20 protein-coding genes are annotated in these 21783 nt (G+C 68.7%); 7 read left to right on the forward strand and 13 right to left on the reverse strand.

The features are described 5' to 3' along the window. Window position 1: 1 nt before the first annotated feature. Entirely contained in the window at window positions 2-400 is a 399-nt protein-coding gene (locus ACZ5BU_RS14400; RefSeq protein WP_465698915.1) for an STAS domain-containing protein, read from the forward strand. Here the strand turns inward: ACZ5BU_RS14400 and ACZ5BU_RS14405 are convergent, their stop codons facing one another. The 4 genes from ACZ5BU_RS14405 to ACZ5BU_RS14420 are packed head-to-tail and all read right to left on the reverse strand — an operon-like array spanning window position 401 to window position 4783. Beyond that, entirely contained in the window at window positions 401-1273 is an 873-nt protein-coding gene (locus ACZ5BU_RS14405) for a carbohydrate ABC transporter permease (RefSeq protein ID WP_465698917.1), read from the reverse strand. Then, the gene (locus ACZ5BU_RS14410; protein WP_465698919.1) at window positions 1270-2310 is read right to left on the reverse strand and encodes a carbohydrate ABC transporter permease; all 1041 of its coding nucleotides are present in this window, start codon (window positions 2308-2310) and stop codon (window positions 1270-1272) included. The genes ACZ5BU_RS14405 and ACZ5BU_RS14410 overlap by 4 nt, the downstream gene beginning before the upstream one ends. Beyond that, a complete protein-coding gene (locus ACZ5BU_RS14415; protein WP_465698921.1) occupies window positions 2307-3557 on the reverse strand; it encodes an extracellular solute-binding protein in 1251 nt (416 codons plus the stop codon). The genes ACZ5BU_RS14410 and ACZ5BU_RS14415 overlap by 4 nt, the downstream gene beginning before the upstream one ends. Continuing rightward, on the reverse strand, window positions 3554-4783 hold the full coding sequence (locus tag ACZ5BU_RS14420) for a hypothetical protein (protein ID WP_465698923.1): 1230 nt from the start codon (window positions 4781-4783) through the stop codon (window positions 3554-3556). The genes ACZ5BU_RS14415 and ACZ5BU_RS14420 overlap by 4 nt, the downstream gene beginning before the upstream one ends. A gap of 111 nt (window positions 4784-4894) precedes the next feature. Between ACZ5BU_RS14420 and ACZ5BU_RS14425 the strand changes: the two genes are divergently transcribed. Together ACZ5BU_RS14425 and ACZ5BU_RS14430 are read left to right on the forward strand one after the other, a co-directional pair. Beyond that, on the forward strand, window positions 4895-6613 hold the full coding sequence (locus tag ACZ5BU_RS14425) for a glycoside hydrolase family 36 protein (RefSeq protein WP_465698925.1): 1719 nt from the start codon (window positions 4895-4897) through the stop codon (window positions 6611-6613). A gap of 12 nt (window positions 6614-6625) precedes the next feature. Next, the gene (locus tag ACZ5BU_RS14430; protein WP_465698927.1) at window positions 6626-7621 is read left to right on the forward strand and encodes a LacI family DNA-binding transcriptional regulator; all 996 of its coding nucleotides are present in this window, start codon (window positions 6626-6628) and stop codon (window positions 7619-7621) included. Window positions 7622-7632: 11 nt separating this feature from the next. Here the strand turns inward: ACZ5BU_RS14430 and ACZ5BU_RS14435 are convergent, their stop codons facing one another. Further along, entirely contained in the window at window positions 7633-8517 is an 885-nt protein-coding gene (locus tag ACZ5BU_RS14435) for a LysR family transcriptional regulator (protein WP_465698929.1), read from the reverse strand. A 69-nt stretch (window positions 8518-8586) separates the two neighbouring features. On the opposite strand from ACZ5BU_RS14435, the gene ACZ5BU_RS14440 reads away from it, so the two are divergent. Beyond that, the gene (locus ACZ5BU_RS14440; protein ID WP_465698931.1) at window positions 8587-9327 is read left to right on the forward strand and encodes an SDR family oxidoreductase; all 741 of its coding nucleotides are present in this window, start codon (window positions 8587-8589) and stop codon (window positions 9325-9327) included. Here the strand turns inward: ACZ5BU_RS14440 and ACZ5BU_RS14445 are convergent. After that, window positions 9287-10489 carry an MFS transporter gene (locus ACZ5BU_RS14445; protein ID WP_465698933.1) on the reverse strand — a complete coding sequence of 401 codons (1203 nt, stop codon included), beginning with the start codon at window positions 10487-10489 and terminating at the stop codon, window positions 9287-9289. The genes ACZ5BU_RS14440 and ACZ5BU_RS14445 overlap by 41 nt on opposite strands. Window positions 10490-10556: 67 nt before the next feature. Between ACZ5BU_RS14445 and ACZ5BU_RS14450 the strand changes: the two genes are divergently transcribed. The 3 genes from ACZ5BU_RS14450 to ACZ5BU_RS14460 all read left to right on the forward strand — a co-directional run bounded on the left by ACZ5BU_RS14450 (window position 10557) and on the right by ACZ5BU_RS14460 (window position 13245). Next, window positions 10557-11534: an ArsR/SmtB family transcription factor gene (locus ACZ5BU_RS14450; protein ID WP_465698935.1), complete on the forward strand. Its 978-nt coding sequence runs from the start codon at window positions 10557-10559 to the stop codon at window positions 11532-11534. 89 nt (window positions 11535-11623) lie between these two features. Beyond that, the gene (locus tag ACZ5BU_RS14455) at window positions 11624-12232 is read left to right on the forward strand and encodes a hypothetical protein (protein ID WP_465698937.1); all 609 of its coding nucleotides are present in this window, start codon (window positions 11624-11626) and stop codon (window positions 12230-12232) included. Window positions 12233-12276: 44 nt separating this feature from the next. After that, window positions 12277-13245 (forward strand): EamA family transporter, encoded by a 969-nt coding sequence (locus ACZ5BU_RS14460; RefSeq protein ID WP_465698939.1) that lies wholly within the window; start codon window positions 12277-12279, stop codon window positions 13243-13245. Here the strand turns inward: ACZ5BU_RS14460 and ACZ5BU_RS14465 are convergent. The 7 genes from ACZ5BU_RS14465 to ACZ5BU_RS14495 all read right to left on the reverse strand — a co-directional run bounded on the left by ACZ5BU_RS14465 (window position 13238) and on the right by ACZ5BU_RS14495 (window position 21682). Further along, a complete protein-coding gene (locus tag ACZ5BU_RS14465; protein WP_465698941.1) occupies window positions 13238-14401 on the reverse strand; it encodes an alanine--tRNA ligase-related protein in 1164 nt (387 codons plus the stop codon). The two genes, ACZ5BU_RS14460 and ACZ5BU_RS14465, sit on opposite strands and share 8 nt — an antisense overlap. Window positions 14402-14635: 234 nt before the next feature. Further along, window positions 14636-15754: a glycosyltransferase family 4 protein gene (locus ACZ5BU_RS14470; protein WP_465698943.1), complete on the reverse strand. Its 1119-nt coding sequence runs from the start codon at window positions 15752-15754 to the stop codon at window positions 14636-14638. After that, window positions 15751-16989: a M48 family metallopeptidase gene (locus tag ACZ5BU_RS14475; RefSeq protein WP_465698945.1), complete on the reverse strand. Its 1239-nt coding sequence runs from the start codon at window positions 16987-16989 to the stop codon at window positions 15751-15753. Before ACZ5BU_RS14475 ends, ACZ5BU_RS14470 begins: the two co-directional genes overlap by 4 nt. Continuing rightward, window positions 16982-18451 carry a hypothetical protein gene (locus ACZ5BU_RS14480; RefSeq protein WP_465698947.1) on the reverse strand — a complete coding sequence of 490 codons (1470 nt, stop codon included), beginning with the start codon at window positions 18449-18451 and terminating at the stop codon, window positions 16982-16984. Before ACZ5BU_RS14480 ends, ACZ5BU_RS14475 begins: the two co-directional genes overlap by 8 nt. Before the next feature lie 258 nt (window positions 18452-18709). Next, on the reverse strand, window positions 18710-19771 hold the full coding sequence (locus ACZ5BU_RS14485) for a C40 family peptidase (RefSeq protein WP_465698949.1): 1062 nt from the start codon (window positions 19769-19771) through the stop codon (window positions 18710-18712). Window positions 19772-20062: 291 nt separating this feature from the next. After that, window positions 20063-20266 (reverse strand): hypothetical protein, encoded by a 204-nt coding sequence (locus tag ACZ5BU_RS14490; RefSeq protein WP_465698951.1) that lies wholly within the window; start codon window positions 20264-20266, stop codon window positions 20063-20065. Between the two features lie 108 nt (window positions 20267-20374). Next, entirely contained in the window at window positions 20375-21682 is a 1308-nt protein-coding gene (locus tag ACZ5BU_RS14495; RefSeq protein ID WP_465698953.1) for an NYN domain-containing protein, read from the reverse strand. Window positions 21683-21783: the final 101 nt, after the last annotated feature.

Consider the following 21783-nt stretch of genomic DNA (forward strand, 5'->3'; position numbering starts at 1 on the left):
CATGACGGCTATCCCGAAACCACAGGTGGCCCGTTCCGTCCGCACGCCGGCGGCCGTGAGCGGGCCTTTCGTCTGCAGCTGGAGCGCGGTCGGTGACTGCGCGATCGTCCGCGTCGCTGGTGCGATCGACGTCGGTACGCTGACCACGCTCGCCGAGGAACTCCGGCACGTGATCACCACCAAGCTCCCGCGGCTCGTCGTCGACCTCCGCCGCGTCACCAGGATGGAGGCCGCCGCACTCGAAGTACTGGCCGACGCCCACGACCTCGCCGTCGAACACGGCGGCTGGCTACGCACCTCCGGCGCCGACCAATGGCTCCCCGACCTGATGCGCAACACCCGCCCCGTCGCCCACTATCCCAACCTCGCCGACGCCCTCCCGTCCTACCGCCGCAGCTGATCACTTTCCGCCGGTGAAGGTGATGCCGTTGGTGAGTTGTTTCTGGGCGGTGAAGAAGATCAGCAGGCACGGGATCGTGATCAGTACGGACGTTGCCATCAGCAACGGGGTGTCGGTGCCGTTGACGGACTGGAAGCCGGCCAGGGCGAGTGGGAGGGTCTTCCACTGGTCGGAGTTGATGTAGATCGCCGGGCCGAGGAAGTTGTTCCAGTAGCCCATGAAGAGCAGGATCGAGACCGCGACGACCGCGGGGCGGGCCAGTGGCAGGTAGACGAGCAGGAACATCCTGAACCAGCCGCAGCCGTCGACGACCGCCGCGTCGGCCAGCTCGTCCGGCATCCGGGCGAAGAACTGGCGGAACAGGAAGATGTAGAACGGCGACCCGAAGAACGCCGGCAGGATCAGCGGGTACAGGGTGTCGACCATGCCGAAGTTGTTGAACAGCATGAACTGCGGCACCATCGTCACCTCCCCCGGCAGCAGCATCGTCGCGAGTACGACGGCGAACAGCACGCCCGCGAACCGCACATGCAGCCTGGCGAACGCGAACCCGGCCAAGGAACACGAGAACACCGTGCCGATGATCGGGACGAGCGTGGTCAGCACGGAGTTCAGCGCGTACCGCCAGAACGGGAACGACGTCACCGCCCGCACGTAGTTGTCCCACAGGAACTCGTGCGGTACGACGCTCGCCCCCGAACTGCCGACGCCCGCGAGCGAACGCAGCGAGGTCGCGATCATCCACAGGAACGGGTACACGAAGACGAGCGACCCCAGCGCGAGGACGACGTACAGGACGACCGTCGTGCCGAGGTTGCGGCGCCAGAACGGCCGGTCAGCCCGTAGCGCCAGGGGTTCAGCGATCGCGGTCATCGGCGTCTCCGTTTTCCCGACAGCTCGGTCTCGTAGTAGACGGCGAACGCGCTCCCGCGCAGGGTGACCGCGGTCAGTGCCAGGATCACCACGAACAGGATCCAGGCGAGCGCGGACGCGTACCCCATCCGGAAGTTCTGGAACGCGTTGTCGTACAGGTAGTAGACGAAGAACAGCAGCGAGTCCTTCGGGCCGCCCTTCGCGATGAAGCCCTGGGTGAAGATCTGCAGCGAGCCGATGATGCCGGTCAGTGCGTTGAACAGGATGATCGGCGACATCTGCGGCAGCGTCACGTGCCAGAACTGGCGTACCGGCCCGGCGCCGTCGAGCGCGGCCGCCTCGTACAGGTTGGACGGCACGTCCTTCAGCCCGGCCAGGTAGATGACCATCGCGCCGCCGACCGTCCAGAGGCTCATCAGGATCACCGTCGGCAGTGCCCACGACGCATCGTTGAACCAGCCCGGCCCGTCGATCCCGAAGCGGCCGAGTACATCGTTCATCAGGCCGTACTGCGGGTTGAACACCCACAGGAACAGCACCATCTGCGCGACGCCGGAGACCAGGCTGGGGAGGTACCAGACCGTACGGAAGAACCGCATGCCCGGTAGGTCGGTGTTCAGCAGCAGGGCGACGAGGAACGCCAGCACGGTCTGAAGCGGCACGCTGATCACGGCGTAGAGCAGGGTCACCTTCAGCGCCTGTGCGACCTTCGGGTCCTGGAGGGCTTCGGTGTAGTTGGCGAGGCCAACAAATCGAGGCGGCGTGATCAGGTCCCACGAGGTCAGGCTGACGTAGATCGAGGACGCCATCGGGCCGACCGTGAACAGGCCGAACCCGATCAGCCATGGTGACACGAACAGCCAGAACGCGATCGTCTTGTCGGCCCGCGGCCACCTCCGCCGCGCCCCGTACGCCGCCAGCCCGATGACGGCGTACAGGGCGATCAGCAGGAGCAGGAACGGGACCAGCGGGACCAGGGCGCTCGGCACGCCCCAGGACGACGCCAGGTTCCGGATCCAGCCGACGGTGGGATTCACTTCTTCAACGCCTGCGTGCACTTCTCGCCGAGTTGCGGCAGCACCTTGGCTACGTCGTCCTTGCCGGTGCCGAGCGCGGTGTAGCTGGTCATACCCTTCTCGGCGTCACCGGAGATCTGCGCCTCCTTCGGCACCGACACGTCCACCACGCCGGACTTCAGCGCGGTCGTGAACGCGGCCAGGTTCCGGTCGGCCGGCAGTACCTTCTCCAGGGTCGGCGCGGACGCCTCGATGATCGGTACGCCGAGCGCGGTGTTCCCCTGGATCAGCTGGTCCTGCGCAACCTGCTGCGTGCTGGCGAACTCGACGAACTTCTTCGCGGTCTCGAGCTGCTTGCCGCTCGCGTTCTTCGCGATGCCGAGTCCGTCGACCTCCATCGGGAACCCCTTGCCCGGAACCGGGACGAGCGTCCAGCCGGGCTTGCTGATCTTGGCGAAGTCGGCCACCGTCCACGGCCCGAAGTCGCTGAACGTGGCGAGCCGCCCGGCCGCGAACCACTGCGCCTGGTCCTGTCCCTGGATGTCTGTCGACGTCGGCGCGTACCGGTTCTTCTGCATGTCGACGACGTACTGCGCGGTCTTCACGCCGGTCGGGTCGCCGAAGGTGCACGCGGTCGCGTCGGAGTTGTAGTAGCTGCCGCCGGCCGCGGTCAGCCAGCCGCGGAACCAGAGGTTGCTGGACCCGTACACGCGGGCCTTCCCGTCACCGTGCGAGAGCTTCGCGGCAATCGCCTTGAACTCGTCCAGCGTCAGCGGTGTCGTTGCGCTGGGCAACGGTACGCCAGCGGCCTTGAAGGCGTCGGTGTTGATCGCCATCACCTTCGGTTTCGCGGCGAACGGCATCGCGTAGTACTTGTCCTGGTACTTCATCGCGCCCGAGATGTTCGGCTGCACGTACTTTCCCGGATCGACGGTCTGTTCGGCGAAGCTCGGCGCGAACCCGGCCAGGCTGGTGTTGCTGATCTCCATCACGGTCGACTGGGTACCGGCCGCGATCGACGTCTGCAGCTTCTGCTCGTAGTCGGACTGGATCCAGTTCGTGGTCACCTTGGTCCCGGGGTTGGCCTTCTCGAAGGCGGCGGCGATCGCCTTCAGCGAGGCCGCCTCGGAGTTCGTGCCCCAGAACGAGAAGGTGATCTCGGCGCTGTCGTTCGCCGGGTTGTTCGCGGTGCTGGACGCGGGCGCGTTACCGGTCGCGCAGCCGGCGGCCAGCAGGACGGCGAGCGCGGCGGGGAGGAGCTTCTTCATGAACGGTCCTTGGGGTGGACGACCCGGGCGGTGCTGCCGGGCGCGATCGAATGGGTCTGGGTGCCGACCGTCACGGTGAGCGGACCCGGTCCGCTGTGCACGGTGACTTCGGTGCTGTGCTTGCGTTCTTGCTGGATCCGGAGGGTCCAGGCACCGATCGGCAGATTGTCGACAATCAGATTGCCGACCTCGGTGGGCAGGTGGGACGTGATGCTCAGGGCGGCGTTCGGTGCGTCCGGGCGCAGCCCGAGCAGACCGGCGACGAGGTGCTCGACGACCGTGAACGAGATCTCCGGGTAGTCGTCGCGGCTGTCGATCAGGTGTTTCGTCCAGCGCCAGGCCGACTCGTCCCGGCCGTGGTCGAAGAGGAACTCCGGCCAGTAGCTGAACGACTCGATGTTCTGCGGCGGATGCTGGGTCATCTGTGCCTCGAGGTAGTCGAGGAACTTCTCGTTGCGCTCCCCCTTCCCACTAAGCCCGAACAGCGGGACGAGTGTGTGCGACTCCAGTCCCCAGTCGAAGTCGAGCCCGTCCTTGGTGATGCCGCGGGCGAAGTGGTCGCCGTTCCACCACTCGTCGTAGCCGGCCTGGATCTTCTCGGCCTCCGCGTGCCGGCCGAGTTTGCGGAGTGCTGCGTACTGCGCGGCGAGGCCGTCACCCGCTCTCAGCAGGGGCGCCTCGCGTTCGTTGTACGTTGCCGTACCGAGGAAGATGTCGGCGGTTCCGGCGGCCTCGGGGATGCCGTCGCCGTCGGAGTCGTGCGCGGCGACGAACTCGCCGACGCTGTGCCGGTAGTACGCGGCCAGGTCGGGGTCGTCGATCCAGCGCCGGTCGCCGGTCCAGTCGTACTGTTCCAGCGCCCGGTAGGTCAGGTCGAACACCGCGGGGATCTCCCGGACGAAGTGCTCGTCGGAGTGGTAGTCGAGGGCCGCGATCCGGCCGTCGAAGTGGAATGCCCAGATCGGGAACCACTTCCGGACCGGGGTCGCCGACCGGGCGAAGTGCCGGAACATCGCGAAGTTCTCCGCATCGAGGCCGAGCAGGTGCGCGCCGGCCGCCTGGTGGCAGACGTCGCGGGAGTAGAACATCGGCCGCGACGGGTAGCCGGCCCAGTAGGACGGCAGGTTGCCCGGGGCGGCGTCTGTCTGGACCCACGCCAGGGCCCGGTCCCGCGCCCAGGTGTAGGCGTCCTCGACGTACGCCAGATCGGAGCTGACAGCCAGCACAGGCGGTCTCCTCGCACAATGCAAAATCGGATATTAGCGGTAAAATTAGAGAGCCGGTCGAGTTGTGTCAATAGCTTCTTAGCGGCGAGTTTTACCGCTATAGTCCAGCTCGTGACGACATTCGAGATCCGCTCTCCCGATGGTCGGACCGCCCGGACGGCGAGCCTGAGCGGGCCCGGCACGGTGACCGAGCGCGCTGGGGGCGAGCCCGGAGTCCTGCGCTACGACGTGGCCACGGACGGACCCGTGACGCTCCGGTGGACGTGGCCTGCGGAGGACGCGGTGACGTTGTGGCAGGCGACGCAGGATTCCCGCCGCAACCTCCCCACCGACTGGGGTTCGCACCGCGACGTCCGCTCCGTCCGCTCCGCCCCGGTCGCGGCGCTGGTCGACGCGCAGAGCCGCGGATTGTTGACAATCTCCTTGTCGTCAAACGTACGAGCGTGCGACTTCGCAGTCGGCGTGAACGAGGAGACGGCGGAGCAGCTGATCGAGCTCACCGTCACCGATGTCGAGGGCGACGGTTTTGTCCTGCGGATCGATCTGAGAGCCCAGCACTTCTCCGACGCATTGCGTGCTGTCACCGCCGAGTGGGCGGACGAGTTGGGCTCGCGGGTCGCCGCGGTGCCTGAGGTGGCTCGGGAAGCGATGTACTCGACCTGGTACAGCGACCACCAGCACGTGTCGGCCGCGTCGGTCGAGCGGCACGCCCGGGCGGGTACGGCGTACGGGACCAAGGCGGTGATCGTCGACGACGGGTGGCAGACGGACGACACGCGGCGCGGATACGCGTACTGCGGCGACTGGGAGCCGACAAGCGAGACCTTCCCCGACATGGCCGACCATGTACGGCGGGTGCACGACGTCGGGCAGCGGTACGTGCTGTGGCTCGCGCCGCCGTTGATCGGCGTGTACTCGAAGGCGTGGGAGCAGTTCGAGGACCGTACGCTCGGATTCGCCGACGGCGAGGTGACCGCCGTACTCGACCCGCGCTACCCGGAGGTCCGCGAACACCTGGTGGAGTGCTGCATCCGTCCGGTACGGGACTGGGGTGTCGACGGGCTGAAGCTCGACTTCATCGACTCCTGGGCGCGGGACCACGGTCCCGCAGGCCCGGGCACCGACTGCGAGTCGGTCGACGAAGGGGTCGAGCGGTTCCTGCAGGCGGTCACCGACGAGCTGCGCAACCTGCGGTCCGACGTGCTGATCGAGTTCCGGCAGGACTACGTGCATCCGCGGCTGTGGCAGTACGGCACGTTCCTGCGGGCCGGCGACTGTGCGCTCGACCCGGTCGAGAATCGGGTTCGGATTGTAGATTGTCGACTGTTGGCAGGTGACCGCGCGGTTCACTCGGACATGCTGATGTGGCACCCGTCGGCGTCCGTCGAGAACGTCGCACAGCAGTTCATCGGCGCGCTGTTCAGCACAGTGCAGGTGTCGATGGAGCTGGACGCGCTGTCGGCGGAACACGAGCGCCTCGTCCGGCACTGGCTCGGCTTCCTGCGCGACCACGCCGACGCCCTGCTGCATGGCGTCCTGCTGCCGTCGAGGCCGGACGCGCGCTACCCGCAGGTGCGTGCGGTCGGTACGGCGGAAACCGTCGTCGCCGTGTTCACTGACCCCGTGGTGCGGGTAGAGGACCCCTGCACCCTTGTGGTGAACGGAAGCGCCGGGTGCCGGCTGTACGTCGAAGGTGCGTCCGGTGGGCCTGTGGATCTCGTAGTGTCGGACTGCTCCGGCCTCGAGATGTACCGGGAGACCACGACGGCGCCCGACGTCTGGGTGATCGACGTACCGGTCGGCGGCGTGGCCCGGATCGTCCGGAACTAGGGGGAATAGACTTTGGTTGCACAGAAGCCGCGGCGGACGACGGTCGCGGACGTCGCCCGGCTGGCCGGAGTGTCGGCGATGACGGTGTCGAACGTCCTGAACGCACCGCACCGGGTCGCGCCGCCGACCGTACAGACCGTGCGCGCCGCGATCGAGGAACTCGGGTACATCCCGAACCACGCGGCCCGCGCACTGTCGTCCGGACGCAGCCAGGTGATCGGCCTGCCGCTGTACTTCGAGGACGACGACAACGACGCCGGTCTCGGCGGGTTCCTGCACGGCCTGCTCGGCGGGCTGGTGAAGGCGGCCGCCGTCTCCGGGTACGGCGTCCACGTGACCACACCGACCGAGGGCGCGACCGAGATCGCCCTGTACGAGAAGCTGATCGCGGCGCGGCAGGTCGACGCGATCGTCGTGCTCGAGACGATGCCGCACGATCCGCGAATCGAGTTCCTCAGCCGCCGGCGGTTCCCGTTCGTCGCGTTCGGGCAGACGGCGGCGGACCAGCGGCAGTGCTGGGTCGACGTGGACAACGCGAAGTCGATGGCGGGGATTGCCGACTTTCTACAATCGACGGGGCGCGAGCGGGCGGTGTACCTGGCGACCGACAACGCGCTGCCGTGGGTACGTCAGCGGCAGGACGGCTTCGTGCGGCAGTTCCCGTCGACGGACGTGAAGTCGTTCGAGTCACTGGAGGCGGTGGCGGCGTACGTCCAGGAGGCCCCGGAACTGCCGGACGCCTTCGTGGCGGACAACGACGCGTACGCCGTGGTCGCGATGCGGACGCTGCAGCGGCGCGGGATCGCGGTCGGTCGGGACGTCGCCGTCACCGGGTTCAACGACTTCCCGTTCGCGAGCATGCTCGACACTCCGTTGACCACCGCCCGGATCCCGCTCGGTGACATCGCCGGCTGTCTGTTCGACCGGGCATTGCACGAGATCGCCGGCGAACCCGACGAACCCGGCCGCCTGGTCACCGCCCCACTGGTAGTCCGCTCCAGCGCCTGACCGGCTCTCCGTCAGTGCGCGGCCGGTGGTTCGGTCGAGTGCCTGACCGCGGCCTCGACGAACTTGGCGAGGGCGGCCGATCGACTGCCGGCGGGCCAGACCACCAGCATTCGGTACGGCTCGACGTCAGCCACCGGGCGGTAGACCACGTCCGGGCGGATGTTGCGCTCGGCCATCGACCGCGGGACCAGCGCGACCGCCTGCCCGAACGCGACCACCTCGAGCAGCTGTGACGAGTCCTGCACGATCGGCCCGTCCACCGAGTCGTCCGGCCGCGCCGACCAGTAGTTGCGCTCAGCAACCTCAGACCGGCTCCACCGCGGCGCCGGAATCCCGGCCAGGTCATCGGCCCGCAGCACCTCCCGCGCGGCCAGTTCATGCCCGGCCGGCAACGCGGCTACGCGCGGCTCCTCGTACAGCTCCTGGGTTTCCAGTCCGCGATCGTCGAACGGCCGGCTGACGAGTGCGACATCCGCACGCCCGTCGCGGATCATGTCCGCCTGCTCCCCGAATCCACTCACCACCACCTGCACCCCGGGCAGCTCCCCTCCGAGCTCACCGACGATCCGGTGCAGCAACTCCGTGGCGACCCCGGGTTTCGCCGTCACGATCAGCCCACGTGCGGACGTGCCCGCCCGCTGCGTCCGCCGTACCGCCGAATCCAGCGCGTCGAGCACCGGCCCCGACTCCTTGAACAGCATCTCCCCCGCCGTCGTCAGCGCGAGCCGCGTCCCCGACCGGTCGAACAGGTCGATGCCGAGCCGGTGCTCGAGCTGCCTCATCGCCCGCGACAACGGCGGCTGGGCGATCCCCAGCCGCTCGGCCGCCCGGGTGATGTTCAGCTCCTCGGCGACCGCACGGAAGTAGCGCAGCTCGCGGATCTCTGGTTCCGGCATACCTCCAGGGTATGGCGGACCACCTGATCGGTGTTGGTGTACGCCGGCCCGGCGCGCTGGACTGGTGGCATGAATCAGAACGAAGTCGCCCTGGTCACGGGCGCGAACAAGGGCATCGGCCACGAGATCGTCCGGCAACTCGCCAGCCGCGGGTTCACCGTCTACCTCGGCGCGCGCAACACCTCCCTGGGTACGGCGGCCGCGGCCGAGCTGGACGGTGATGTGCGGTTCGTCCAGCTCGACGTCACCGACGTCGACTCGGTCGCCGCCGCCGCGAAGCAGATCGAGGCCGACTCCGGCCGGCTGGACGTACTGGTGAACAACGCCGGCATCGTCGCCGAGTGGGGTACGGCGGTCGCCGACATCACCGCCGAGCAGGTACGGACGGCGTACGAGGTGAACGTCATCGGCGTGGTGTCCACGATCAACGCGTTCGTACCGCTGCTCCGCCGCTCGCCGAATGCGCGGATTGTCAACATGTCCAGCGGCCTCGGCTCGGTCAACCTGTTGTCGGAACTCGACGGACGCCTCGCAACGCAAGGCCTGCTCGCGTACAGCTCCTCGAAGGCGGCCCTCAACGCACTCACGCTCGTCTATGCGAGCGCCCTGCGCGCAGACGGCATCAAGGTGAACGCCGCGACGCCCGGCCTCGTCCCCACGGACCTGAACACGCAGGCCTCCGTACCGCGAGGCACCCGGACCGTCGCGGACGGCGCCGCCGTACCGGTTGCACTGGCGACGCTCCCCGCCGACGGACCGACCGGTGTGTTCAGAGGGCCTGAGTCGCTGGACGACGTGGCTCCGTGGTGAGTGCCTGACGGGCGATCAGCAGCGTGGTCGCCGTACCGAGGAGACCGGCCAGCGCGATCGTGAGGTTCGGTGCGAGGAACGAGCCGACCACGCCGCCGAGCGCGATGCTGACGCCCTGGATCGCCATCAGCCCGCTCGTTTGGATTGTGAACAATCGACCGCGGTACGCCGGTTCGACCTCGTTCAGGATCAACGGATCGACGCCCTGGTTGAACGCGTACCCGGCACCGGAGACCGCCAGCAGGACAGCCGCCACCGGGATCGGCGGCGTGGACAGGAACGCGACCATCGGCAGCTGACTCGTGAGCAGGAACGGGACGACGAGCCGCCGCCGCGTGGACGGAGCGAACCGCGCGACGACGAGCTCGCCGAGCACGCTGCCGACCGCGTACCCGGTGAACAACGCACCGGCGGTCGCGGCCGCGGTACCGACCTGCGCCGTGTACGCGACGGCGAGCCCGTCCGGGAGGGACGAGAACGCCGGCGCCACCCAGGTCAGCAGGATCAGGTTGCGGAGCTTGACGTTGCCGAACAGCAACTGCAGCCCGGCCCACGAATCCCGGACCGCGTTCCGCCGGCGCTCCCCCGGCGGCGTGTACGGCGTCCCGGTGCCGATGAGGATTGCCGACAATCCGAATGTCAGCACTTCGACGATCAGCAAGGACTTCGCGCCGATCGCCGCGACCGCGATCCCGCCGAGCGCGAACCCGGTCAGCACCGCCGCCTGACCGATTGCCCGAAGCAACGACCGGCCGACCGGGAACAGCTCCGCCGGCAACAGGTACGCCAGGCTCGCGGCCCGGGCGCCGGCGAAGATCGGCGCGATCATCCCGAGGCCGACCAGCAGCCCGAGCAGCCCCACGACCGGCATCCCCGGCAGCAACATCGCCAGCACGCACGTCGCACTCAGCACGTCGCACGTCACGAGCACCCGGCGCGCGGGGAACCGGTCCGTCATCGACGACAGCAGCACGCCGCTCACGGCGTACGGCAGGAACGAACACACCAGGACCAGCGCCGACAGCAACGGTGAACCTGTGCGTTCGAAGATCAGGATCGACAGTGCGACCTGCGCGCCGACCGTTCCGAGCATGGAGACGGTATGGGCGGCGTACACGGAACGCATGCCGGGGACACGGAGTACAGCACGGTAGGACCTCACGCAGCGAGCGTGTGGCACAGTCGGCCCGCGGGCGTAGAGTTTTGGTTGTGGCCGAAAGTTCTGTCCGATGACGGTACTGCGCTTCACGCAGGCCGACACGCTGCGCTGCCGCTTCGGCGCCTCGCAGCTGTGGGAGACGATGTCGGCGGTCCGGGTCCTGAACGGGTCACGGCACCGGCAGTTGTACGCGGACTGGGTTGCGGCCAAGCAGGAGGCGGCCGGCAAGCTGGACCTGCGCGGACTGAAAGCCGTCCAACCGCGGGTCGGGTTCACACCGGACTTCCTGACGCCGCCGCCGAAGGCGTCCCGGGCGAAGTTCGCGACCGAGATCGCGCGGGTTCGCAGTACGCCGCTGGAGAAGGTCCGCGCGGAACTCATCCAGTCCCGCGACGACCTGAGGAACCCGGCCGCACCCCAGATCGACAAGATGCTCGAGGACCTCGCGGGCACCCGTGAACGGCTCGCGGACGAGATCGAGAGCGCGTGGGAGGCCCTGGTCGAACCGGACTGGCCGTTGATCAGCCGCGTACTCGAGGACGACATCGCGTACCGCGGCCGGCAACTGACCGACGGCGGCCTGGCCGGGCTCTTCGACGACCTGCATCCGACCCTCGCCTGGGAGGACGACAAGCTGATCGCGACGCGGTACCGCTCCGAGGACCGCGACCTGTCCGGCCAGGGCCTGCTGCTCGTACCGGGCGTCTTCGCCTGGCCGTACCTCGTGATGGTCGTCGATCCGGCGTACCACCCGACGCTCGTCTACCCGGCCCGCGGCGCCGCGCGGCTGTGGTCCGACGCGCCCGCTCCCCCGGATTCGCTGGCCCGCCTCCTCGGCCGGACCCGCGCCACCCTGCTCGTCGCGCTCGATCCGCCGGCCACCACGAGCGACCTCGCCGCGCAGTACCACCTCGCCCTCGCCACGGTCGCCGAGCACCTGTCGGCGCTGTCCGGCGCGGGGCTCGCGACGCGGCGGCGTACCGGTCACCAGGTGCACTACCGCCGTACCGAGGTGGGACAGGCCGTCATCGACGCCTCCGTCGGATAGCTGTCCGGCGGCGCGAGAATGCTGCAGTGAACAAGCCTACGAAGGTCCCGCCGCCAAGCACGCGCCACACGCGACGGTGGCCGGCCTCCTTGGCCGTCATCGCGGTACTCGCCCTGCAGGTCCTGGTCCCTCCACAGATCAACGCGCTGCCGCGCTGGCTGATGCCGGTCCTCGGTGGGCTTCTCCTGCTGCCGCTGGTGTACATGAACCCACTTCATCTGCACCGCGATGAGCCGTGGTTGCGAAAAGTCGAGGTCGTGCTGGTCTCGATCCTGGTCGCGGTGAACGCGTACTACCTGGCCGGGATGATCTTCTTCCTCAACAACGGCGACGCGAACGAGGCCAAGGTGCTGGTGAAGAGCGCGGTGCTGATCTGGGTGACGAACGTGGTCGCGTTCGCGGTCTGGTACTGGGAGATCGACCGCGGCGGGCCGTTCGCCCGGGCGCCCGAGCACGAACGGGAGGCGGAGCGCGCCGACCTACTGTTCCCGCAGATGACGGTCGACCTGGCCGGCTGGAAAGGCTGGCTGCCCGGCTTCACCGACTACCTGTACGTCGCGTTCACCAACGCGACCGCGTTCAGCCCGACCGACACGATGCCGCTGACGGCCCGGACCAAGGTGCTGATGGGGATCCAGTCGGCAATCTCATTGTTGACAATCGCCATCATCGCGGCGCGCGCGGTGAACGTCCTGTGAGATCTCACTCGACAGGCTTGTAATGGGCGTGAGACCGTTTGCCCATGTACAGCACGAAGTCGGTGGGGTTGGGGTTCGCGGTCTTCTCCGCGGTCACGTTCGGCGGGTCGGGCCCGTTCGCGAAGGCGCTGATCGGAGCCGGTCTCACGCCGCAGCAGGCGGCCTGGTTACGGATCCTCGGGGCCGCCGCGGTGCTCGTTCCGCTGGTCCTGGTGTTCCGTGGCCGCGCCGGTCTGCGCGCGGCGCGGGCGTCCTGGAAGGCCCTGGTGCTGTACGGCCTGACCGGGATCGCCGGGTGCCAGACGCTGTTCTTCGTCGCCGCGAGCCGGCTGCCGGTGGGCGTCGCGCTGATGCTCGAGTTCTCCGGTCCGGTGCTGGTGGTCGGGTGGCTCAAGTTCGGCCAGAAGGTCGCCGTACCGCGATCGGCCGCGATCGGCGTGAGCATCGCGGTGGTCGGGCTCGCGACGGTGGCCGAGATCTGGTCCGGGTTGCGGATCGACGCGATCGGTCTGCTCGCCGGGCTCGGCGCGGCCGCGTGTCAGGCGACGTACTTCATCCTGATCGACAAGCTCACCGGGGCTGCCGATCCGTTGGTGATGACGGCGGCCGGCAGCGTGGTCGGTGCCGGCGTCCTGACGTTGATCGCGGCGCCGTGGACCACGCCGTGGCACGTGCTCGTGGACACGATCGCGATCGGCCACCGGCACGCGCCCGGCTGGGTGATGGCCGCGTGGTTGATCCTCGTCAGTACGGTCGTCGCGTACCTCGCCGGAGCGGCCGCGGTGCAGCGGCTGTCGGCGCCGATCGCGGGCGCCGTCGCGTACGTCGAGGTGGTCGCCGCCTGTGTCTTCGCGCTGATCCTGCTCGGCGAGATGCTGCGGACCAACCAGATCATCGGTGGCGCGATCGTCCTGGTCGGCGCGTTCGTGGCCCAGTCGTCGGTGGGGAAGGTCGCGTCTCCGGAGATTCCCGACGCTCCCCGCACCGACGACGTGCCGGCCACGGTCATCTGAGCGAGTCCACCAACTCCCGCGGCAGCCCGTGGGTCTCGTGCAGGTACTCGTAGTCGGTGTCGTCCAGCAACTTGTGGAACCGCTCGTGGCTGAGGACCTTGCGGCCCCGGTCGAGCAGGTCCCCGAACCGGATCTCCTCGTCGATCAGGATCCGCCGGATCAGCGTCACCGTCTCGCCCTGGTGGAAGTGGTTCTGGGTGTGCTCGAACAGCTCGACCGGCAGGTCGGACAGCGAGCGGGACTCGTCGTCCTGCCAGAGGATTGTCAACAATCTGCGGATCAACCGGCGGAGCACGTAGCCGCGACCGGTGTTCGACGGGTGCACGCCGTCGCCGACGATCACGATGCTGGACCGCAGGTGGTCGATGACGATCCGCTGAGATCGCTCGTCGAGCTTCCACAGCTGCGGGATGATCCGCATCCACGGCTCGAACAGCGAGGTCTCGTACACCGAGTCCTTGCCCTCGAGCAGCATCGTCAGCCGGTCCAGCCCGAGACCGGTGTCGATGTTCTGCTGCTTCAGTTCCTCGAGCGAGCCGTCGTCGAGGCGGCGGTACCGCATCATCACGTGGTTCCACACCTCGACCCACCGGTCGTCGGTGGTCGGCGTACCCTCCGGCTCCCTGTCGCCGGTCCAGACGAAGATCTCCGAGTCCGGGCCGCACGGGCCGGTCGGGCCGTTCGACCACCAGTTGTCCTCGGTGGTCAGCTCGATCGGCAGGCCGAGCTCCTGCCAGGTACGCAGCGATTCCTGGTCCAGCGGCACCTGCTCGTCGCCGCCGAAGACGGTCACGTACAGGTGCTTCGGGTCCAGGCCGTAGCCGGTGGTGAGCAGCTCGTACCCCCACCTCAGCGACTGGCTGCTCCCGTAGTCCCCGAGCGACCACGAGCCGAGCATCTCGAACACGGTCAGGTGGGTGGAGTCCCCGACCTCGTCGAGATCCGTGGTGCGCAGGCATCGCTGGATGCCGGTGAGTCTGCGCCCCAGCGGATGAGGTTCGCCTTCCAGGTACGGCGTGAGTGGATGCATGCCGGAGGTGGTGAAGAGCACCGGATCACCGAGCCGCGGGATGAGCGTGGACCCGGTCGTCGGGACGTGGCCGCGGTCGATGAAGAAGTCGATGAAGGTCCTGCTGATGTTCCCGTTGAACGTCATGGTTCTGTCCTTTGAGAGAGGACCGGAACCAGACCACCGGGCTACAGAAACAACAACACCGGCGAACCGTTTCCGGTCGCCGGTGGAAGTTTCAGGATGTCAGGCCGCGGCAGCCGGAGAGCGTGAAGCTCGTACGGCTGCGGCAAGTCGGAACATCCGGTGCATGTCGGCCAGAGTACACGAACCCTGGCACCTCGTGTCCACACCCATTCCTCGTCCGGCGAGTCAGGCGCGTCAGACGTCCAGCAGCTCCCGCAGCACGGCCCCCGACCGATCCCAGCCCCACTCCGACTCGACCCACTTGCGACTCGCCGCCCCCATCGCCACCCGGTCCTGTGGGTTTGTCAGCAATCCGACGATGCGCACACCAACGGCCGCTGGGTTGTACGGATCGACCAGATAACCCGTCGTACCGTGCAGAACCGTGTCGGCCGCACCACCCGAGTCGCCCACCACAACCGGCTTCCCGCACGCGGAGGCCTCCAGCGTCACGATCCCCAAAGCTTCCGGCTCCAGCCCGAACCGCCGCGTTCGGCACGGCATCGCGAACACGTCCCCCGCATCGACGTACGGCGGAATCTCCGCCCACGGCACCGGCCCGGTGAACACCACCGCGTCCGACACCTCGAACCGGCTGGCGAGCTCCTCGAGGTACCCGCGATCCGGTCCACCACCGACCAACAGCAGCCGCGCACCAGGCACCGACTGCAGGACCCGCGGCCACGCCCGGATCAAGGTGTCCTGCCCCTTCCGCCGGATCAGCCGCGACACGCAGACGACCACCGGAACCCCGACCAGCCCGAGCCCCTGCCGGATCTGCTCCCCGCCAACTCCCGGGTGGAAGCGAACCGGATCCACTCCCGGCGTCAGCCGCTGCACCCGCCGAGCAGCGTCCGGCGACAGCGCTGGGGTGATCTGCTCCGCGCACCACGACGAGACCATGGTGAGCGTGTCCGCCGCGTCCCCGATCCGCCGCAACGCCTGCCGCGCGCCCGGTACGCCCGCCCACCAGGTCTCGTGCCCGTGCGTCATCGCGACGATCCGCCGCGCCCCCGCCCGCCGCAACGCCGGCCCCATCAACCCGAGCGGCGCGGCGGCCCCGAACAGCACCCGATCAGCCTCGTACGAGCGCATCAGCTCCACGGCCTGCCGGGTGACCCGTGCCGTCGGCAACAACATCGACGTCCGGTCCCGTACGACCGGGAACGGCAGCCGGGCGTCGTACGCCGAATCGCCCGGCTCCCGTGAGGTGTACACGACGACGTCCGGCAGTTCAGCACACAACGAGCGAACGAACGTCTCGATCCCACCTTGGCGCGGCGGGAAGTCGTTGGTGACAACGAGGACCGTCATCGCTTCGCCAATGGCGGCACCGACGAGCCGTTCTGCGCGGCCCATGCGCGGCCCATCGCGATCCGCTCCGGCGGGGTCGGGTGGGTGGCGAACATCCAGTATCGCCACCGGCTCGGGTCCAGGCCGGAGATGTTCCGGACCGCCAGGTCGCGCTGCATCGCGACGAAGTCCTGCGGGTCGTTCGTCAGCTTCAGCGAGTGGTAGTCGGCGCGCGCCTCGATCTTGCGGCTGACCAGGTTCTGCACCGGGCTCGCCAGTGTCGTGGCCGCAACGACGAGCGCCACGAACAGGCCGGTACGGCGTGGATCCGCCATCCGGGCCCCGAGCAACAAGTACAGCAACGTGACGCCGAACGCCGTACCGAGAACGCCGATCAGGGTGCCGTGCAGTACGTCGTCCTCGGCCGCGTGACCGAGCTCGTGCGCGACGACGAGTCGCACCTGCTCGGGCGGCGTGCCCTTGAGCAGCGTGTCGTAGACGACCAGCCGGCGGGTCGATCCGAACCCGGAGACGTACGCGTTCAAGGCGGTCGTACGTTTGGACGCGTCCGCGACCAGTACGTCCTTCACCGGTAGGCCGTCCTCGGCCGCGAGCCTCAGGAAGTCGTTGCGCAGGGCACCGGCCGGCATCGACGTGAAGTGGTTGAACCGCGGCTCGACCAGCACCGGATAGGCGAACGAGACACCCAGTACCAGCAACGCCGCGATGATTGCACCCGGCAACCACCAGCCGCGCTGCCACCGTTTCGCCAGCGCGATCAGCACCACCGCGACCACCGCGACGCCGAGCGACGTGATCAGCCAGTTCACGCCGCGGTCCCAGACCCAGAGCCGCCAGTTCTCGACGGACAGCCCGTACTTCCGGCTGACCCGCTCGGCGAGGACGTCGGTCGGTACGGTCAGCAGGTTCGTGATCAGGGCGATCCCGGCGACCGTGACCGGTACGGCGAAGACCCAAGGACGCACCCGCAGCGCGTCGTACAACTTGCGCCCCAGCGGGCTGAAGCCGATCGCGAGCGGGACGACGACCGAGATGATCCAGGACGCCGTCGACCACCGAAGGATCTCGTGCCGGAACGCGTTCTGCCGGGCGATCTGCGCACTGGTGAAGTCGAGCGCGGCATCCGGCTTCGGCAGGTCGATCAGGTGCCACGGCGTGGTGACGGCGATCGTGAAGACCAGCGCGACCGCCAGCAGACCACCTGTCGCCCACGGCGCACGAGAACTCTTAGGCACCTGCGAGCCGTTCGAGGTACTTCTGCCACTGCACGACGAACTCCGCCTCGGTCGTCCCGAGGACCGACTTGAACGCGTCGGCCAGCCCGGTCGAGCTCTTCGACGCGTGGACGGCGCGGTAGAACGCCACCAGCTTGTCCTGCCCTTCACGCTCCGCGATCAGCCGGCACGCCAGCCACGCCGACTCGTACGCCTGCGGCAACTCGCTCGCCGACGCCGCGAACGCCTCGGGAGTCGGCAATGTCGGCGGCACGTGACCGGCCCGTACCGCCTTGAACAGCTCCTTCGCCGCCGAGTCGTCCTGCACCGGTACGGCCGTGAACGCGACGTAGTCCGCGAAGCCCTCGGCCAGCCACAGCGGGACCGGCGAGGCGGTCGCGTTCGACGCGACGTGGGTGGTCTCGTGGGTCAGCACGATCCGCCGGCCCTGCTTGCCGAGCTCCTCGAACAGCTTCGGGTTCGCGACGATCCGGATCGGCGCGCCGACGGCCGGTGTGTCCAGCTCGGCCATCGTGACCGCGGCGATCTGGGTGTACGTGTTCGGCTGCGCGCCGAGCACGCCTTCCATCTGCGACTGCTTGGCGGGCAGCAGGATGACCACCTTCTGCCGCCAGTTCTTGCCCCAGACCTTGCTGACCGACTCGACCGCCTTGTCGGCGACCGAGACGTAGCTCTTCGCGTCACTCTCCGAATCGAGGCTGATCACCAGGCTGTGCTTGCCCTTGGCCAGCTCAATCGGGCCGAGGGCCCAGACCGCCTGCCGCTGCCCGGTCGCGAACCGCTCCGAGAACGAGGCCGCGTACGTCTTCCCGTCGCGGTTCACGAACGTCACCGGAAGCGTCTCGCGCGCCGGCGTCACGTCGTACCCCGAGAGCTGCCAGGAGACCTCGACCTGCGCGAGCCAGGACTCCGACCCGCCGAGCTCGGCCTGCCGGTCCGGGGTCAGCGCGCCGGTGTCGTCGCTCACGTACCGTAGCTGGAACGTACCGAGCGGGAGCTTGCCCAGGTTGCCGAAGATCGTCCGCGCACTGGCCCGGAACGCGGTCGCCTTCGGGTCGATGACGCTCATGAACTCGGTACGGTTCTCGTTCTCGACCGCGTCGGTCAGCTTCTGCAGGACCGCCTCGCCGGCGACCGCCCGCTGGACACCGGCCTCGGCCTGGTCGGGCGTGCTCGGGGTCGAGGCCGCGGGCTGGTGCGTGCCGCGCGAGTTGGGGTCGGCGGGCGCGTTGGCGACGTGCTGCAGTCCGGCGTACCCGGCCCCGGCGACCAGGCAGACCGCGACGCCGAGGGCGACCTTCTTCAGGATCGGCCCGAACGGCGGCCTCGGCAGCTGCTCAGCGTCGCCGGCAGGTGCCTGTGGGTCACCGTCGGAGGGGACCATCGGCAGCGGAACCGTGTCGCCGTGCTCGTCGATCACCTCGGCCCCTCGCTGCTCACCTGCCCCAGTCAGGCGGGACACCCGGCCTCCTCCGACAGTACGGCATCACGAAATGACTCAGCGGCCCCGGGGACAGGAATCCCCGGAGCCGCAGAGTATGTCAGAGGGTGTCTGAGAACTCTGCGCCGTCGCGAGCAGGTGCTCGGTGCGGTGCATCGGCGTGCGGGAGCGAAGGTCTCGATGCGGAGCATCGTGGCCTTTGCTCACGTGCGGCGAGGTGCCGTGCCGAGTGCCGCGCAGTAGGCGCAGAGTTCTCAGACACCCTCTCAAGATCTCAGGTCAGCCCGGGCGGACCATCGTGTTGATGGGCATCTCGTCGAGCGGGGCGATCTCCACGCTCTTGCCCGGACGCGGCGCGTGCACGATCCGGCCGTTGCCGAGGTAGATCGCGACGTGGCTGATCGGGCTGTAGTAGAACACCAGGTCGCCCGGCGCCAGCTCCGAGCGGCTGACCTGGCGGCCCTCGCCGGCCTGCGCCTTCGAGGAGTGCGACAGCGAGACGCCGGCCTTGCCCCAGGCGTACATGCTCAGACCGGAGCAGTCGTACGAGCTGGGGCCGTCGGCACCCCACACGTACGGGTCGCCGAGCTGGGACAGCGCCGCGTTCACCGCGATCGCGCCGCGGCCGCTGGCCGGGATGTTCGGGAAGTTCTTGTCGTCGCCGGTCCGGTCGCCGTCGCGGGTCGGACGCTGGTTGCGCGCGTTCTCCGCGTCCTTGGCGTTCTCCTCCTCGATCCGCTTGCGGTCGGCCGCGCTCAGCTTGTCGAGCACCTTCTGGGCCTTGTCGAGGTTGCCGTTCAGCTGGTTCACGAAGCCGGTCTGCTTGGCCTGCACGGCCTGCAGTGCGGCCAGCTCGGTCTGCTCGCTCGCCTGCAGATCGGTGAGCTTGCCCTGCGCGAGCTGGTAGCGACGGAGCGCCGAGTTCTGCTGGCCGGCGAAGGCCTGGGCCGTGGACGCCTGGCTGAGGAACTGGTCGGGGTTGTTCGAGAGCAGCAGCTGGGCGGTCGTCGAGATCCCGGAGGTCTGGTAGCCGGCGACCGCGAGCGAGCCGATCTGGCGCTTCACGGCGTCGACCTGGGCCTGCTGCTTGGCGATACCGGACTTCAACGCGTTCACCCGGGCCTGGGCGGCCGTGATCTGCCCGCGGAGGTCGTTCGCCGACTCACCGGCCACTTCGGCCTGGTGCTGCAGGTCGGCGACCTGCTGCTTCGCCTCCGAGAGGGTGGGCGCGGGATCGGCGTCGGCCGCTCCCTGGATCAGGATCACGCCGGCAGCGACAGCAGTGCTGGTGATGGCGGCGAGGGCGATTCCCTTGGTGCGGTTGATGCGTCCGATGGACACAGCCCGGTCGGTCCCTTCCTCTGCTCGCGCCGTCCCCGTTGACCGGGTCCACCACGGACTCGCACGTCCGCGGTAGCCGCCGGATCACTCCCTCGGCTTACCGTTGCCCGGTCGGCCGGTGCGGCCGACACCCTGAGGCGACGAGAGGTAACAGTAGTGACCGTTTCGTGACCAGTGCAATTCGCCCCTCGGGTTTGATCGAAAATTAACGAAGACAGTTCGCGGCCGGACGACCGTTTCGCCTTCGGTTACAAGGGTTTCGGCCGGCTCGGGACAGATGGTCCTGACATATCAGCCGGTCCGCTCCCCGGGGTCCACGTCCGGCTGGATGCTGTCCACGGCGTGCACCAGGCGCAGCGGTGGGACCAGCCCCGAGTCGGCGAGCGCGTCCAGGGCGGCCTTCTCGTCGTCGTCGATGCGCAAGCTGCCGGACCGTTCGGCCGAGAACCCGAGCACAACCGTGACGACGCAGTCCTGACAACCCGGACCTCTCATCACACAAGCGTCGCAGTCGATCAGCACAACATCCTCCAAGTGGGGAAGCACCCGGACTTGCATCCGGCTGAGAAGGACGCTAGAGAACCCCACCGACAGTTTCTGCGACTACGTTCGGGCGATCCGCGCCACCAGGCTCGTTGCCGACAGCGCGCGGGCGCCGAGTTGGACGATGCTTTCGGCAACTTCGCGGTCGGTGGAGACCACGACCACCGGGCGGCCCGGCGGCTCCGCGCGAACCAGTTGCCGGATCACCTCGTCGGCGATCACCCCGGCCGGGCTGAACCGCACCCGGACGCCGCGCGGTGGGTTGAGTTGCACCGGCCCGGACAGCTCCGCACCGTCGAACACCACCGTCACTTCGACACGACGCTGCGCGACCAGCGCCCCCAACGCCGTGACCAGGCGCTGACGCTGCGAATGCAGGGGTGAGTTCGGCCAGGCGGTCTTCGTGACGTTGTAGCCGTCGACGATCAGATGCACCTGCGGCAAGGCCAACAGTTCGTCGAACAGCGCCGGGTCGTCCGCAGGCGCCGTACGTCCGACCGGAGCAGCCTCGGGCTCGTAGCCGGCCACCGTGTCCGCCGGACGGAGCTCTCCCCCGGGCGGCAACGCCAGCTCGCGACGCAGTCCACTCGCTGCCTCCAGCAACGTGTCCAGCAACAAGCGGGTCCGCGTCGTCGCGAGCTCCCGTTCCTGGCCCGCCGTCCGCCGGGCCGCGTGCTCGATCGCTTCCAGCTCGGTGATCCGGGCGCGGAGTTTGCGCAGCTCACGGTCCACTTCGGCACGGGCCGCGTCGACGCGTTCGTCGGCGGTCTCGGCCTCCTTGGTGCGCTGCTCGACCTCGGTCTGCAGGCCGGTGATCCGCTGGCGCGCCTCGTTCAGCTTGCGGCGGAGCGTGACGTTCTCGGCCTTGAGCTCGTTGACCTGTTCACGAAGGCGTTCGCGGACCTGACGGGTCTCGGTACGGGCCTGGTCGAGCTGGTCCGCCAGCCGATCGACCGCGGCGGCGTCTGCACGCGGGTTCTCCACCGGGACCTGTGCGGCGGCCGCGACGCGCTGCTCCCAGTCGTCCGGGCGGAGCAGGTACGCGAGCGCGGCGACCTCGACCGGGTCGGCCGCCGGTACCGGTACGCCGTCCGCGACCGCGTCGCCGAGCTCGGGGTGCTCACGCCGTACCTCGAACGCGGTCAGCTTCCGGAAGTGGTCGTCGGTCTCCAGGATCGGTCCGAGGACCGAGGCCGACAGCTTCGCCCGCTTGGCCGGCGCGAAACTCGCGAACCGGCGCAACGGGGCCGGGACGTCGGTCGCCGGGAGCTGGCCAAGAGCGTGTGCGGCGAGGGTCAGGACACGTTGCCGGACCGGTTCAGGCAGAGTCGTAGCGGCGGAGCTCGCGGCAGTGCCGGCCTCAGTCACCGGTCCGCTGTCCGGCTGGAACGGCGGCCAGAACGGGCCGGTGACGCGGACCACAGTGAACGGGCCGCCGGGCCTGATTCACGGTGATCGCCTGTGTACGC

The sequence above is a fragment of the Kribbella sp. NPDC031520 genome, from assembly GCF_055580825.1.

What these genes read in the sequence shown, in the direction of transcription:
- ACZ5BU_RS14400 (WP_465698915.1), top strand. Translation starts at nt 2, where the DNA reads ATGACGGCTATCCCGAAACCACAGGTGGCCCGTTCCGTCCGCACGCCG.
- ACZ5BU_RS14405 (WP_465698917.1), bottom strand. Translation starts at nt 1,273, where the DNA reads ATGACCGCGATCGCTGAACCCCTGGCGCTACGGGCTGACCGGCCGTTC.
- ACZ5BU_RS14415 (WP_465698921.1), bottom strand. Translation starts at nt 3,557, where the DNA reads ATGAAGAAGCTCCTCCCCGCCGCGCTCGCCGTCCTGCTGGCCGCCGGC.
- ACZ5BU_RS14435 (WP_465698929.1), bottom strand. Translation starts at nt 8,517, where the DNA reads ATGCCGGAACCAGAGATCCGCGAGCTGCGCTACTTCCGTGCGGTCGCC.
- ACZ5BU_RS14440 (WP_465698931.1), top strand. Translation starts at nt 8,587, where the DNA reads ATGAATCAGAACGAAGTCGCCCTGGTCACGGGCGCGAACAAGGGCATC.
- ACZ5BU_RS14450 (WP_465698935.1), top strand. Translation starts at nt 10,557, where the DNA reads ATGACGGTACTGCGCTTCACGCAGGCCGACACGCTGCGCTGCCGCTTC.
- ACZ5BU_RS14460 (WP_465698939.1), top strand. Translation starts at nt 12,277, where the DNA reads ATGTACAGCACGAAGTCGGTGGGGTTGGGGTTCGCGGTCTTCTCCGCG.
- ACZ5BU_RS14465 (WP_465698941.1), bottom strand. Translation starts at nt 14,401, where the DNA reads ATGACGTTCAACGGGAACATCAGCAGGACCTTCATCGACTTCTTCATC.
- ACZ5BU_RS14470 (WP_465698943.1), bottom strand. Translation starts at nt 15,754, where the DNA reads ATGACGGTCCTCGTTGTCACCAACGACTTCCCGCCGCGCCAAGGTGGG.
- ACZ5BU_RS14490 (WP_465698951.1), bottom strand. Translation starts at nt 20,266, where the DNA reads ATGAGAGGTCCGGGTTGTCAGGACTGCGTCGTCACGGTTGTGCTCGGG.